The following is a 13043-nucleotide window of genomic DNA, read 5'->3' as shown; positions in this document are numbered from 1 at the left end:
GTTCGCGACTGCGCTCTTCCCCGCCGCGCCGGCCTTCGCCCAATGGAACGGCTTTGCGCATGATGCTCAGCACAGTGCGAATTCGCCGGTCGCGTCGCAAACGCTGAGCCAAATCACGTGGACGACCCCGGTCGATCTGAAACCGCAGAGCAGCGGCAATATCACGGCGCACTACGGCAGTCCGATGGTTACCGCCGCGAACACGGTGATCGTGCCGGTTAAGACCGGCGCGACAGGCGGCTTCCGCGTCGACGCGCGAGCCGCGGCCGACGGCAGTCTGATTTGGACGCTCCCCACCGACTACGTTCTGCCCACGAGTGCCCAGATTTCGATCTTCGGCCCGGTGCTGACTTCGCAACCGCGACTCTATTTTCCCGGAATAGGCGGCACCGTTTATTTTCGCGACAGTCCGGACGCGGTTTGTTCAGGCTCCGGCAACTGTCGGAGCCAGCTCTTCTTCTTCGGGGAGAAAAACTACCAAAAGCATCGCAAGAAATTTAACTCCTGGGTCATCATCAATACCCCGCTCACCGCCGATTCAGCCGGCAACCTCTATTTCGGCTTTCTGGTGCTCAGAAAGTCGGGCGCTTTGCGCGATCTTCATCACAAAAAACTGACGAGCGGTATCGCCCGCATCGACGCCGGCGGGCAAGGAACGTGGATTGCGGCGACTGTCGCGGCCGGCGATCAGACCGCGACCGGCGTCGCGTTGAATAGCGCGCCTGCGCTGAGCCCGGACCTGGCAACTCTTTATGTCACCGTCACCGGCGCCAGCGCGGGTTACCTGGTTGCGCTAAATAGCCGCACGCTCGCGCCGATCGCCAACGTGCGGCTTAAAGATCCTGACTCCGGCAACGACGCGAGCATCCCCAGCAGCAGCTCGGCGTCGCCCACCGTCGGTCCCGATGGCGACGTTTATTTCGGAACGCTCGAGAATCCCTGCTGTAGCGAGAATCATAACCGCGGATGGTTGCTGCACTTCAACGCCACGCTGTCGCAATCGAAGACTCCCGGCGCTTTCGGCTGGGACACCACAGCCTCGGTAGTTCCGAGCTCGGCCATCCCGGCCTACAGCGGCACCTCGAGCTATCTGCTGGCGACGAAGTACAACAACTACTCCGGTGCCGGCGGCGACGGATTGAACAAGGTTGCGGTGCTCGATCCCAATGCCACCGAAACGGATCCGGTGACCGGGGTGACGGTGATGAATGAAGTCCAGACCGTCCTGGGACCGACGCCTGACGGGGACGGCCCGGGCGTCAAGGAATGGTGCATCAACTCGGCAGGGGTCGATCCGGTCAGCGGCTCGATCATGGTCAACAGCGAAGACGGCAACCTGTATCGCTGGAATCTGTCGGCCAATGTTCTGTCAACGCCGGTGATGCTGACGACGGGCCTCGATGAGGCTTACACGCCGACCGTCATCGGGGTTGACGGCACAGTGTACGCGATCCAGAACGCGACTCTCTTCGCCGTCGGCAACTGATGGCGAGCGCGGCGTGCTATTTTCCGCCGCCCGCCAAAGCGGCGACATCGCCGCGTCCGGTATTCGCGCGACTCACGCCGGGCGCGGGACGCGGACGCTCATCCGGCGCAGTCGGGTCGAAAATCAAATCGCATGCGCGGATCCAGAGGTACAGTGTGATCAGCACCATCATCGGTCCCTGCGATGCGACCGCGCGCACATTCTCCCATTCCGACCGCATCGGCAAATACGCGATCACGAACACCAGGTGGCTCATCACGACTTCGACCATGTAGCAGAGCGCCAGCAATAGTCCCCATCGCTGACGAAAAAAAACTCCGACCGCGATCGCCGCGAATATTCCGGCTTCGACCATCAGCACCAGGCGCGCGTCGTAGCCGTTGAATCGCACGCCGGCGAATATCGTCTCGATTGGATCGACCAGGTCCACATCGATCGCAGGAATCGACGCGATGATCGCAAGGCACACACCCCAGAGTCCGGCCATCACGGCGAAGACCCGAAGGTCGAAGGGCCACGCAGCTTGCAGTCGATCGGATTGACGATTTGATTTCATCGGCTGTTCGGCGAGCTTATCAGAGCTATACTAAAGCTAACAAGAGAAGCTAAATTACCACGCAGCGACGCATTCAGCGCAGGCGTTCTATCTTGCCCTTGCCCGCGTCGGCAAGTCTCCACGATAATCACCGCGATGAACGGCGTGCATGACATGGGCGGAATGGACGGTTTCGGACCGGTCCTTCCCGAACCGAATGAACCCGTCTTTCACGCCGACTGGGAGCGCCGGATGTATGCCCTCGTGGGTTCCGTGATGGGCTCCGCGCAGGTCAACCTCGACGAGTTCCGTCACGCGATCGAGCGGATTCCGCCCGCGCGCTATCTGGCGTCGAGCTATTATGAACGATGGCTCGCGGCGGCCGAGACGATCCTCGTCGAGCGTGGGGTGGTGACGCGCGAAGAACTGCTCGCACTGCAGGATGCGTCGATCGACCCGGCTCTGATCGCGAGTGGCGTCGCGACGCACGGTCCGAGCCCGGTTAAGAGCACAGCGAAGCCGCAGCGAGCGCGCTATGTCAAAGGTGCTCGCGTCCGCGCGCGCAACCTGAATCCTGTCGGACACACGCGTCTGCCGCGCTACGCGCGCGGCAAGGCCGGCGTCGTCGCGCGCGACTGGGGAGTATTCGTTTTCCCCGACACCAACGCGCATCACGCAGGCACCAAGCCGCAACATTGTTATTCGGTCTCGTTCGACGCGCGCGAGCTGTGGGGCAAACCCGCAGGCAGCCGCGAGCGGGTGTTCATAGATTTGTGGGAAGACTATTTGGAACCGCTCGCATCGAAGTCGAATGCCAAAACCGCGAACCGCAAGAAGGCGGGACAGACGGGTAGACACTGAAAAAAAATGAGTGAGGATCATCATAATACCGACGATAGCGGGCCGGCCGCGCGCGTGAAGGCTCTGGAAGCCCTGCTCACGGAAAAGGGATTGCTCGATCCCGCGGCGATCGACGCGATCGTCGACACCTACGAGACTCGCGTCGGTCCGCGCAACGGCGCGCGGGTCGTCGCAAAAGCATGGACCGATCCCGCGTATCGCAAGCGCCTGCTCGCCGACGCGACCAGCGCCGTTGCGGAATTGGGATTCGCCGGTCCCGAGGGCGGCCATCTGGTCGCCGTCGAGAACACCGAGCGCATTCACAATCTCGTGGTATGCACCCTGTGCTCATGCTACCCGTGGCCGGTGCTGGGTTTGCCGCCGGTCTGGTACAAGAGCTTCGCGTACCGCTCGCGAGCGGTCAGTGATCCGCGCGGCGTGCTCGAGGATTTCGGCCTCGAGCTGCCAGGCGATGTCGAAATCCGGGTGTGGGATTCGAGCGCGGAAATTCGTTACCTGGTGATCCCACAGCGCCCGAAGGGGACCGCGAAGATGAGCGAGGGCGAACTCGCTGCAATCGTGACGCGAGACTCGATGGTCGGAGTGGCGAAGGTCGAGGCGCCGCGCGCATGAGCGACGCAGCGCTCAACGAGTTAATCGAAGCGGCGCGCCTGGACCGGGACCATGTCTTCAGCGCCCCGTGGGAAGCGCGCGCATTCGCAATCGCGCTGCAGCTTTCCCAAGCGGGGCATTTCACCTGGGACGAATTTCGCGATCGCCTGATCGCCGAAGTCCGCGCCTCAGACCGGATCCGCGCCCGCGACGGCACCTCCGATCACGGCGAATATTACGATCACTTCCTGCACGCGCTGGAAAGATTGCTCGACGAAAAAGGCCTCGCGCACTAACTCGGCAAATGCACGCGCGTCTCTGCGCCGTCGTTTTTTTTGTGTCATCCTGAACGCAGCGAAGGATCTCGCGCGTAGCGCTTACAGGCGAGCGCCGGTCGTAAGAACGCCCGTCGAGATTCTTCGCCGCGGCGGCTCAGAATGACACAAGGATGGAGAGCACAGAAAAGAGTTACGCGCTCTTGCCCTGCTTGCCTTCGATCCACTGGAACATCAGCGACTGGTAGTACTCGATGTTCTGGCCCAGTAGAAACACTTTCGGGATTCCTTCGATTTGCGCGTAGATCGCCGTATGCGTCGGGTTTTCGTTGCCGAACGCTATCTTGATCGGCTGCGGTTGGCCCGGCCCCTCGATAGTCACTTCCGACTTCGGATGGTCGAGTCCGAATTGTGCGAGATCGGTGGTATCTTCCGCCACCACTTCGACTGACTTCGCATTCGTCAGCAGCGACGCCATCGCGTCCATCAAGTCGTGCGGCACGAATTTTCCTGGCGGCGCGACCAGGTTATAGAACTTGCCGTCCTTGTCCTTCTGAAAGCGCAGCGATTCGGCGCCGCTCGTCACCGTGATCGCGTCGATACCGTTCAGCTTCAAGAGGCTCTCTTGTTTCTCCTCGAGCGCGCCGGCCGGCTTGATGCTCGGCTGAATCCAGAAATAAATCGGCAGCAGGATAAAAAACGCGATCGTGTAGAAGATTGCAGGACGCACGCTCACGCAAAAAACCTCCTGCGCACCATCACCGTGATCGCGATCAGGAACAGGATCGCCGGTTCGACCACCGATCCCAGCACCAGCACGTGGCGCGCCTCCTGATCGCTGATATAGAAAGCGGCGGTCTCGCTCTTGTTGAGCCGTTCGCGGCTCGCGATCAGCATCTCGTCGCCCGCAAGCTCGTTGATCAGGCTCACCGCCAGGTCGCGATTCCCCAGCATCTCGACAAACTGGTTCGATGCGAACGCGCTGCTGCCGATTCCCACCAGCCGCGTCATCTGCTGCAGCGGGATATGCGGATTCGACGCCGGCGTGAAGTCGATCTCTGAGGCCACCGGAATCGGCCCCTTGATGTCGCGGCCCGCCTTGTACTCGGTGATTCCGGTCGTTAACGCATTGGGATCGCCGGACGCCCAGCTCTCATGCGACGACGAGAGGAACTTGTCCTCGTCCGCGATCTTCAAATCGCCTGGCGCGGTCGCGCCGACCGCACCGGTCACCATCACGCCGCGCCCGAGCGAAAATACGGCCGGCGCGGTCATCGAACGGCTTATCGGGTTGGTTTCGGAGCGCAACGGAATCTGCGTGGTGAGAATTTCGCCGGCAGTCAGGCGATACGCCGGATCGACAACCACCTGCGGAATAAAATCGAGGTAGTATTTTTTCAGGAACTCGACCAGCGTCGGCGATCCATACGGATCGATGATCGCGATGTAGTGCCCGCCGTGACCGAGGTACTTGGCGAGCGCCGCCAGTTCTTCGGGCAGGAAGTCCTTCTGCGGCCCGAGCGACACAACCACCTTTGCGTCGTCGGGCACGCCGCTGGCGAACAGCGACACGTTATCGATCTGATAGTTGTTCTGCTCGAGCTGCCCGCGCCATTCCGAGTAGCCGAGTTGGCGATCGGAGTTGAACAGGTCCCGCTCGCCGTGCCCGATCGTGAAATAGACGTGCTTGTTGGCGTCGGCGGAGATTTGCAGAATGGCCGGAATCAGCTCGTCCGAGCGCGCATTATCGAAATCGCGGCGCCGGCCCTGCGACTCCACGATCACCTCGCCATAGCTCGACACGCCGTATTCGCGCGCCAGGCCAGGCGCCTTGTTGACGTCGATCACCTGGTAGGTGAGATGCGGCGTGAACGCGGCCGCCTGGAACAGCAGGTCCGCGAGTTCCAGGTAGGCGGGATCCTCGGTCCGCACAAACGCCATCACCTTGACGTTGTGCGTCAGTCCGCCGAGCACGCGCTTGTCGAAATCCGAAAGCGAGTATTGCTTTTGCGGCGTCAGGTCCCAGCGGATGTTGCGCGTGGAGACTATCGCATTGGCGACGAACAGCACCGCGCCAAACGCGATCACGGTGTAGAGCAGCACCGCGTAGTTTATCCAGATCGAGCGGCGCTGAGCCGACGACGAATCTTTTAGCGCCGGCCCGTCCACTTGCGTGCCTCCATCGAGCGCTGCGTGAGAAACAGGAAAAAGATGATGAAGAAAATAAAGTAGGTGACGTGATCGAGATCGATTACGCCCTTGGCAAAGCCGCCGAACTGATCGAACAGCGAAAACGCGCGCAGCAATTCAAGCCACGAGTTGGTAAACGCCGCCTCGTTCCAGTTGAGAATCCAGAAAAACAGCAGCAGCGTGATCGTGCCCATCCCCGCCATCACCTGGCTCTCGCACAGCGACGAAATGAACACGCCGCATGCGATAAAAGCGCAGCCAATCAGCAGCAAGCCCAGGTAGCCGGCGAACAACGGGAACAGCGGGAACCAGTGGATACTGTAAATGTAAACCGTGTAGAGCGTCGTCAGCGCTAGCATCATGACGAAGATCGCGACCGACGCCAGGTACTTGCCGCCGAGTATTTCGCCGTCGCGCAGCGGATAGGTGTACAGCAGTTCGATCGTGCCGAGCTTCCGCTCCTCCGCGAACAGCCGCATCGTCATAAACGGCAGCGTCAGCATCAGGCAGAGCCGGATGTCGGAGAACAAGAGCTGCCAGTAATTCTGGATGATGTCTTTGGCGAACGCGATCGTGACGAAGAAAACCAGGTCGGTGTACGCATAGTAGCCCGCCAGAACCAGGAACACGCCCGACAGCACGTACACCAGCGGAAAGGCGAAGTACGAGCGCAATTCCTTGCGCGTCACCGCGAGCATCCGGCCGATCGAAAATCCCGTCCCCGCCGCGCGGATCGCCGCGCGTCGCGACTCCGTCGCCGAACCAGTTACATCCAGCGTTGCTGCACCGTTAGCCATTAAACCCGCTCTTCCTTGGTGACCAGCCGCATGAACAAATCTTCCAGACTGAGCGCCATCGCCTTGACTTCGAGCAGACTCCATCCATGCTGCACGACGCACGCCGCCAGCGCCGAGCGCACTTCGTCGCCATGCCCGCTCGAATACGCGACGAACGAGCACACGCCGTTCGAGCCGGCCTCGACCGGCCGGTCCTCGAGCCGTTGCACAAACATGACGCCGGTCAACGCCTCGCGCACCGCCGGTGACGGACCCGCCACCGTGATCAGCGTCTGATCGCTGCCTTGCAATTTCGCCGTCAGTTGCTCGGGCGTGTCCTGTGCGACGATTCGGCCGCGATCGATAATCACCACTCGCCGGCAGGTCATGTTCACTTCGGGCAGGATATGCGTCGAGAGCAGCACGGTAGAATGTCCCGCCAGCGAACGGATCAGCTCGCGAATTTCCACCACCTGCCGCGGATCGAGTCCAACCGTCGGCTCGTCGAGAATCAGCACTTCGGGATCGCTCAGGATTGCCTGCGCGATTCCGACCCGCTGCCGATAGCCCTTCGACAGTTTGCCGATAAGCTTGCGCCGCACGTCGCTGAGGCCGCAGGTATCGAGCGAATATTCGATTCGGTCGCGCGTCGTTTTCGGATCGATCTCACGCACGCGCGCGCCGAACTCGAGCAGCGCATCGACGCTGAGGTCGGGATACAGCACCATGTTCTCCGGCAGGTAGCCGACTCGCCGCCGCGTCTCAAGCGAGTGCTCGGCGACGTCGAGCCCGCCGATCATCGCGCGTCCGGAAGTCGCCGGAAAAAATCCGGTCAGGATCCGCATGATGGTCGTCTTGCCCGAGCCGTTGGGGCCCAGCAATCCGATGATCTCGCCCTTCTCGACCTTGAACGAAACGTGGTTAACGGCGAGGGTGGCGCCGAAATATTTGGTTAGTTCCTGGACCTCTATCATGAAGCCTGCTTTAGCCCTGCCGCGCGCGAACTTCACCCATCCCGCGTTCACTGGCGCCGGTATCGTGCATAACTGTCAATCTATTGCAAATGGCGCCCGGCAAGAAGTGTGTTCCAATCGATCCACGGCATTCTAGAGACGGCTGACCAGGGAAGTCAATTCAGTTTTTTCGCGGGCCAATCGGCTATTCTGACGTCACAGGAGCGGTTAAAAAAATGGGACGACTGCTGATTGGCGGATTGATCGTCGCGATAGTTGCTGCGCTGCTGTTCTACTTCTATTCGAGCGGCTATCGCGCACAGATCGACCAGCAGACGCAGCAGGTCTCGCAGCTCAACGACCAATTGCTCAAGCTTCAAAGCGAAAACGAGCAACTCAAGGCGCAGCTCTCGAAGGTCCAGAACGAGCAAAGCATCCTGGCCGCCCAGAACGAGGAGATGCGCAAGGCGATCGCCGAATTCAAGGCCACCGGCAAGATGCCGGTGATCCCGCCGCCGGCGAAGTAGAGGTCCCTATCGAGTTCCGCACTCAATCCTCGGTCGGCTCCGGCTTCAGCATGTATCTCTGCCATTCCTGCAAGAACCCCAGCGCGCGCAGATCCGGCATCCGGTCCAGGTAAACTTCGCCCTTCAGATGATCGGTCTCGTGCTGTATCACGCGTGCGTGGAAATCGGACGCGACAATCTCGATCGGTTCCGCGTTGCGCCCCAGGGCCGTGACGCGTAGCTGCTTGAACCGAGGCACGCGGCCGCGAAGTTCCGGCACGCTCAGGCATCCCTCCCAATCTTCGACCAACGCCTGGTCGAGAATCTTCACGATCGGATTGACCAGAACCGTCAGCGGCACGTCCGGCATGTCGGGATGCCGCGGATGGTCATGCACCTCGAGCACGGCAAGTTGAATCGGCAGATGGACCTGCGGGGCAGCGAGTCCGACGCCGCTGTACTCGTACATCGTCTCGATCATGTCGTCGATCAGCCGCTGAAATTCCCTGGTTTTGATCCGATCGGCCGGCACCGGGCTGGACGCGGTCCTGAGCGACGGAAACCCGAGACGTGCAACTTTCAAAATCATCGCGTAACCTCACTTCGCGGTGCGTTTAAGGTGAAAAGCGATTGTAGCCACCGCCTGCTATCGCATACATTATATCGGCTTGGTAGTTGATGAGTGACCGTCGAAAACCCGTCTTGACGCCGCGACGAGCCGTTGCGGCGTTCGCGATCGTCCTGTTTTTCGCCTTCGTCGCGTCATGGACCTCGCTTCCAGCGCGCGCGGGCGGCGCCGCGATTCAATCGCTCCCGGCGGCGAGGCAGCCGCAACATCTGCTCGCGATACGCACCGGAACTGTATATCCACTGGAATTGCCGCCGGCGACGGCGACCGTTAGCCGGCATCTGCGACCCTTCCGCGTCGCTGATCCCGCCGCCTATCGCCAACGCAAAGCTGCGATCGACACTGGCGCGATGCTCCCCGACCTTCCCTCAATCGCGACACTCGCATTGACCACCACGCCGACCTTCTCGAACAGTTTCACCGGCCTTGGATTTCCGGACTCGCAATGCGGTCCCGACTGCGAGCCGCCGGACACGCAGGTGGCGGCAGGCCCGACCCAGATTTTCGAAGTGATAAACGTCGCCGGAAAGATTTACGACAAGAGCGGGGGCACCATATTGGCGACGTTCAATCTCAATCACCTTTTCAATATGAATCCCGACTTGTTCTCGAGCGATCCAAGAATTCAGTACGACACGATTGCCAACCGATGGTACGTTTCGATGGTGATTCTCAATTCTACCGATATCACCACCGCCTCGGATGGATTTTTCAACCTTGCGGTCTCGAACGATTCGAATCCGCTCGACGGCTTCAACACATACGCGATTGATACCACCGGCAATGACTTTCCGGATCAGCCGTCGCTCGGATTTAACGACGACAAGATCGTTACCGGCGGCAACGCGTTCTCGTGCAGTCCCAACTGCAACACCGGGCCATACGAAGGCAATGAGTTCCTGGTATGGAACAAGAGCGAGCTGCTCGCCGGCGACACGATGGTTGACACAGATTTCACTGCGCCGGCCGCGGACGACAGCGGCTTCCCAATCATTCCGGCCAAAAGCCGCTCGTCAACTTCGACGCTCTGGATGGTCTCGGCATTCGAGAGCACAATGAACATCTGGTCCGTTACGGGAGTTCCTCCGGGGAGCATGGCATTCAACTCTCCTATAGCGGTCACCTCGTTTACCGATCCGCCGAGCGCGCCGCAGAAGAACGGATCCCACAATATCGATACGGGAGATTCGCGTCTGCTGGATGCGGTCTTTCGCGACGGGCAGTTGTGGACGTCGGGAAACGACACCTGCCAGCCGACTGGAGACACTACGATACGGAGTTGCCTGCAATTCTTCGAGGTGCTGACGGGCGGCGTCAACCCGGTGCTGAACCAGGATTTCTCATTCGGCACCAAGAATTTCTTCGACTACTATCCTTCAGTCGATCTCGACAGCTCCGACGACCTGATCACCTCCTTCAGCCAATCGTCCTCGGCCGAGTTCCCGTCGGCCTACGTTGACGGGCGGCTCGCCGGCGATCCGATGAACACGCTCGGAACGCCGGTGCTTTTTCAGGCGGGTGCAAAGGCTTACAACAGCAACGACACCACTAAAGGGCCCTTCCGATGGGGCGACTATTCGGGCGCCGGAGTCGATCCAAGCGATCAAACTGCGATTTGGGTGGCGGCAGAGTACGCCACGAGCGCGACGACAGGACTTAACTGGGGGACGTCGATCGCCGAGGCGCGAGTCATCGCGCCTCCGACCTCGACTGCGACCGCGACTGCGACCGCTACGCCCACTGCGACGGCCACTGCCACAACTACCGCGACCGCGACCGTCACGGTTTCCGCGACGCCGACCACGTCGGCAACGCCGACCGCATCTGCCTCGCCCACCGCGAGCGCGTCAGGAACTCCAACTACGTCGGCAACTCCGACTGCCACGGACACAGCCACCCCAACCTCGAGCGCGACGCCGACTGAGACTGCGACCGCCACTGCAACGCTAACACCGACCGCCACCGCAACTCAGACTGCGACGCCGACTGCCACTCCCACACCGCCGTTCGGAACCTTGAGCGTCTCCGGCAACCTGAGTTTCGGCACGGTGAAGGTCAACTCGAGCCCGAGCAAAAAGCTCAAGGTTAAAAACACTGGCAAGGCCCCGCTACAGGTAACGATTGGAACTCTCGTTGCACCGTTCACCGTCGCCGGCAACGGCACCTTCAATCTGGCCAAGGGCAAGACCCAAAACGTAACCGTGAAATTTCAGCCGACCACCAAAGGCGCGACATCTCCACAAACTCTGACGATCATCAGCGACGACCCGAAGCACCCGTCAAAGAACGTAACGGCCACCGGCTCCGGAAAGTGATCCCGAAGCCCGCATCTTCGTCTTAACCTCGGGCGCAGAGCCTGTCCTGAGCGAAGCCGAAGGAGGTCACCCCTGCTGAAACCCACAGCGGGTTTCGCATACTATGCGGTAGTCGCCGGCGGGAGCCTTTGCCGGACTCAGAGGGAGGACAAGAATGCGACGACTACTTGCGGTGTTGGCTCTTGGAATCATCGGATGCACGAATCCATCCACGCCGGCGGGCTACGTCGGCTACGTCACCAAGCATCCGTACACGATGCCCGCGCGATTCTACGAACTCCAAACCGGGCCGACTTCGACCGGCCTTGGCTGGATGCTCGAGGTCACCAACATTTCCGTTACGCCGAATACGAGCACCGAGCAGTTTGTCGGTCCGACCGCCGTGCTCGCCAAGGACAATCTGCACATAGAGTTCCAGGCCCACCTGCTGTGGAAGATAGATCCTGAGAACGTCAAGGTCTTTGTCGAGAAGTATGGCGAGACCGGCGAGAATCCACTCGCTTCCGCCTACAACAACTTCATCAAGGAACCATTCAGGACTTACACGCGCGACGAGGTTCAGAAATACGACGGGCTGGATATCAAGGACAACATCGATGTCATTGGCTCCGCGGTGCAGGACCGAATTTTGAAGCTGACCAAAGACACTCCGTTCACAATCATCAGCGTCGTCATCGGCAACATTCAATATCCCGAAACGGTGGCTCAGTCGGTGGCGAATAAACTGGCGGCGACGCAGGTGCTCGAGCAGACGACCATCGAAATTCAGACTGCAAAAGCCAAGGCGCAGATTCGAGAGGCGGAGGCGGAAGGCGTCGCCAAGGCGATGGACACGATCAACCAGAAACTGACGCCGCTCTACGTTCAATACGAAGCGATCCAGGCGCAGCAGAAAATGGTCAACTCACCCAACCATACGGAAGTATATATTCCGGTAGGTCCGATGGGCGTGCCGATAGTCGGCACGATGAAGATGGGGCAGGAGGGCAAGCAGTAACGCCCCCTTCCCTTGAGGGAAGGGGGACAATCACGCGCGCGGTGCTTGCTGCTAGTTGGTGGCTTGCTGCTGGAGGCCCTGGATTTTCTGGCGGAGCAGGCTGACGAGCTTGTCGTAGCCGTCGTTGTTGAGGACGCGGTTGAACTGGTTGCGGTAGTTGGCGATTACGCTGATCGCGTCAATCGTAATGTCGTAAATCTTCCATTCGCTGCCGTCGTCGCGCATCAGGTAGTTCACCGCGATCGGATTTTTGCGGTCCTGCAACACCACCGTGCTGTACACCGTGGCGTAGTCGGGGCCCTCGCTGGTCTGCTTGATGAATTGAATCATCGAAGATTGGATCTGCTGGTTAATCTTCTCGACCGAATACGATTCGATCCGCGACAGGTACGCATCCTCGATAAAGGTCGTGAACAGCTGTACGAATTCGGTCTGCTGCGCGGGCGTCAGGGTTTTCCAATGGTATCCGATGGCCGATTTCGACATCTCGGCAAAATCGAAATGGCTTTCGGCAATCCCGCGAAGTTTCTTCTCGCGATCGGGCGCGGAAATCTGCTGATCCTTGAACACGACGATCGACTGATCGATGATCGTTTTCACCGACGCGGTCGCGTCATCAGAGGAGACCGACACCTGCGTCGGCGCCTGGGCGACAGCCGGAGCAGCGGACGTACATAACAGCAGCGCGCCAAGCGCGACTATTGGTAAATTAAATTTCAATCGCGCCATCCTTTGAAAACAACGAAAGTGGTTTCCGACTATTGCAGCGCGGGACCGTTCTTGAACAGCTTGCGGTCGTCCACGTCGCCGTCTGACGGTTTGCGCGTGCAGCTTTCCGCCAGCCATCGATTCGTCACTGTATCCGACAGCGCCGTCCCGCCTTCATCCACGGCCCAGGTCCGACTGTTGATCGTCGTTTGATTGAAGATC

At 60.1% G+C, this 13043-nt stretch carries 14 protein-coding genes; 7 read left to right on the top strand and 7 right to left on the bottom strand.

Annotation, left to right across the window (positions count from 1 at the left end):
• On the top strand, window positions 1-1486 hold a 1486-nt coding region (locus VIW95_RS02065), incomplete at its 5' end, for a hypothetical protein (RefSeq protein WP_331583526.1).
• 16 nt (window positions 1487-1502) lie between these two features.
• Here the strand turns inward: VIW95_RS02065 and VIW95_RS02060 are convergent.
• Window positions 1503-2042, bottom strand: a complete 540-nt coding sequence (locus tag VIW95_RS02060; RefSeq protein ID WP_331583524.1) for a hypothetical protein — start codon at window positions 2040-2042, stop codon at window positions 1503-1505.
• Window positions 2043-2177: 135 nt separating this feature from the next.
• On the opposite strand from VIW95_RS02060, the gene nthB reads away from it, so the two are divergent.
• Genes nthB through VIW95_RS02045 form a run of 3 tightly spaced genes read left to right on the top strand, consistent with a single transcriptional unit; the run spans window position 2178 to window position 3769 of the window.
• On the top strand, window positions 2178-2882 hold the full coding sequence (nthB, locus tag VIW95_RS02055) for a nitrile hydratase subunit beta (RefSeq protein ID WP_331583522.1): 705 nt from the start codon (window positions 2178-2180) through the stop codon (window positions 2880-2882).
• A gap of 6 nt (window positions 2883-2888) precedes the next feature.
• Window positions 2889-3494, top strand: a complete 606-nt coding sequence (nthA, locus tag VIW95_RS02050; protein WP_331583520.1) for a nitrile hydratase subunit alpha — start codon at window positions 2889-2891, stop codon at window positions 3492-3494.
• Entirely contained in the window at window positions 3491-3769 is a 279-nt protein-coding gene (locus tag VIW95_RS02045; protein ID WP_331583518.1) for a nitrile hydratase accessory protein, read from the top strand. The genes nthA and VIW95_RS02045 overlap by 4 nt, the downstream gene beginning before the upstream one ends.
• A gap of 172 nt (window positions 3770-3941) precedes the next feature.
• On the opposite strand, the gene VIW95_RS02040 is transcribed toward VIW95_RS02045, so the two are convergent.
• The 4 genes from VIW95_RS02040 to VIW95_RS02025 are packed head-to-tail and all read right to left on the bottom strand — an operon-like array spanning window position 3942 to window position 7739.
• Complete coding sequence (locus VIW95_RS02040) at window positions 3942-4484, bottom strand: DUF4340 domain-containing protein (RefSeq protein ID WP_331583516.1); 543 nt, start codon at window positions 4482-4484, stop codon at window positions 3942-3944.
• Window positions 4481-5917, bottom strand: coding sequence for a Gldg family protein (locus tag VIW95_RS02035; RefSeq protein ID WP_331583514.1), 1437 nt, complete (start codon window positions 5915-5917; stop codon window positions 4481-4483). The genes VIW95_RS02040 and VIW95_RS02035 overlap by 4 nt, the downstream gene beginning before the upstream one ends.
• Entirely contained in the window at window positions 5899-6735 is an 837-nt protein-coding gene (locus tag VIW95_RS02030; protein ID WP_331583512.1) for an ABC transporter permease subunit, read from the bottom strand. Before VIW95_RS02030 ends, VIW95_RS02035 begins: the two co-directional genes overlap by 19 nt.
• On the bottom strand, window positions 6735-7739 hold the full coding sequence (locus VIW95_RS02025) for an ABC transporter ATP-binding protein (protein WP_331583510.1): 1005 nt from the start codon (window positions 7737-7739) through the stop codon (window positions 6735-6737). Before VIW95_RS02025 ends, VIW95_RS02030 begins: the two co-directional genes overlap by 1 nt.
• A gap of 164 nt (window positions 7740-7903) precedes the next feature.
• Here VIW95_RS02025 and VIW95_RS02020 point away from each other — a divergent pair, with 164 nt between their 5' ends.
• The gene (locus VIW95_RS02020) at window positions 7904-8194 is read left to right on the top strand and encodes a hypothetical protein (RefSeq protein WP_331583508.1); all 291 of its coding nucleotides are present in this window, start codon (window positions 7904-7906) and stop codon (window positions 8192-8194) included.
• Between the two features lie 22 nt (window positions 8195-8216).
• On the opposite strand, the gene def is transcribed toward VIW95_RS02020, so the two are convergent.
• Window positions 8217-8762, bottom strand: coding sequence for a peptide deformylase (def, locus tag VIW95_RS02015; protein WP_331583506.1), 546 nt, complete (start codon window positions 8760-8762; stop codon window positions 8217-8219).
• A gap of 113 nt (window positions 8763-8875) precedes the next feature.
• Here def and VIW95_RS02010 point away from each other — a divergent pair, with 113 nt between their 5' ends.
• Window positions 8876-11116: a choice-of-anchor D domain-containing protein gene (locus VIW95_RS02010; RefSeq protein ID WP_331583504.1), complete on the top strand. Its 2241-nt coding sequence runs from the start codon at window positions 8876-8878 to the stop codon at window positions 11114-11116.
• Window positions 11117-11270: 154 nt separating this feature from the next.
• The gene (locus VIW95_RS02005) at window positions 11271-12113 is read left to right on the top strand and encodes an SPFH domain-containing protein (protein WP_331583502.1); all 843 of its coding nucleotides are present in this window, start codon (window positions 11271-11273) and stop codon (window positions 12111-12113) included.
• Between the two features lie 51 nt (window positions 12114-12164).
• Here the strand turns inward: VIW95_RS02005 and VIW95_RS02000 are convergent, their stop codons facing one another.
• Window positions 12165-12833 (bottom strand): ABC transporter substrate-binding protein, encoded by a 669-nt coding sequence (locus VIW95_RS02000; protein ID WP_331583499.1) that lies wholly within the window; start codon window positions 12831-12833, stop codon window positions 12165-12167.
• Between the last annotated feature and the right edge of the window lie 210 nt (window positions 12834-13043).

Source organism: Binatus sp. (SeqCode), assembly GCF_036522015.1.
In the GTDB taxonomy this organism is placed as follows: Bacteria; Desulfobacterota; Binatia; order Binatales; family Binataceae; genus Binatus.
This window is presented reverse-complemented; position numbering and strand designations above follow the sequence as displayed.

Coding starts and splice junctions, on each gene's coding strand:
- VIW95_RS02060 (WP_331583524.1), bottom strand. CDS start 2,042: ATGAAATCAAATCGTCAATCCGATCGACTGCAAGCTGCGTGGCCCTTC.
- nthB (WP_331583522.1), top strand. CDS start 2,178: ATGAACGGCGTGCATGACATGGGCGGAATGGACGGTTTCGGACCGGTC.
- nthA (WP_331583520.1), top strand. CDS start 2,889: ATGAGTGAGGATCATCATAATACCGACGATAGCGGGCCGGCCGCGCGC.
- VIW95_RS02045 (WP_331583518.1), top strand. CDS start 3,491: ATGAGCGACGCAGCGCTCAACGAGTTAATCGAAGCGGCGCGCCTGGAC.
- VIW95_RS02030 (WP_331583512.1), bottom strand. CDS start 6,735: ATGGCTAACGGTGCAGCAACGCTGGATGTAACTGGTTCGGCGACGGAG.
- VIW95_RS02020 (WP_331583508.1), top strand. CDS start 7,904: ATGGGACGACTGCTGATTGGCGGATTGATCGTCGCGATAGTTGCTGCG.
- def (WP_331583506.1), bottom strand. CDS start 8,762: ATGATTTTGAAAGTTGCACGTCTCGGGTTTCCGTCGCTCAGGACCGCG.
- VIW95_RS02005 (WP_331583502.1), top strand. CDS start 11,271: ATGCGACGACTACTTGCGGTGTTGGCTCTTGGAATCATCGGATGCACG.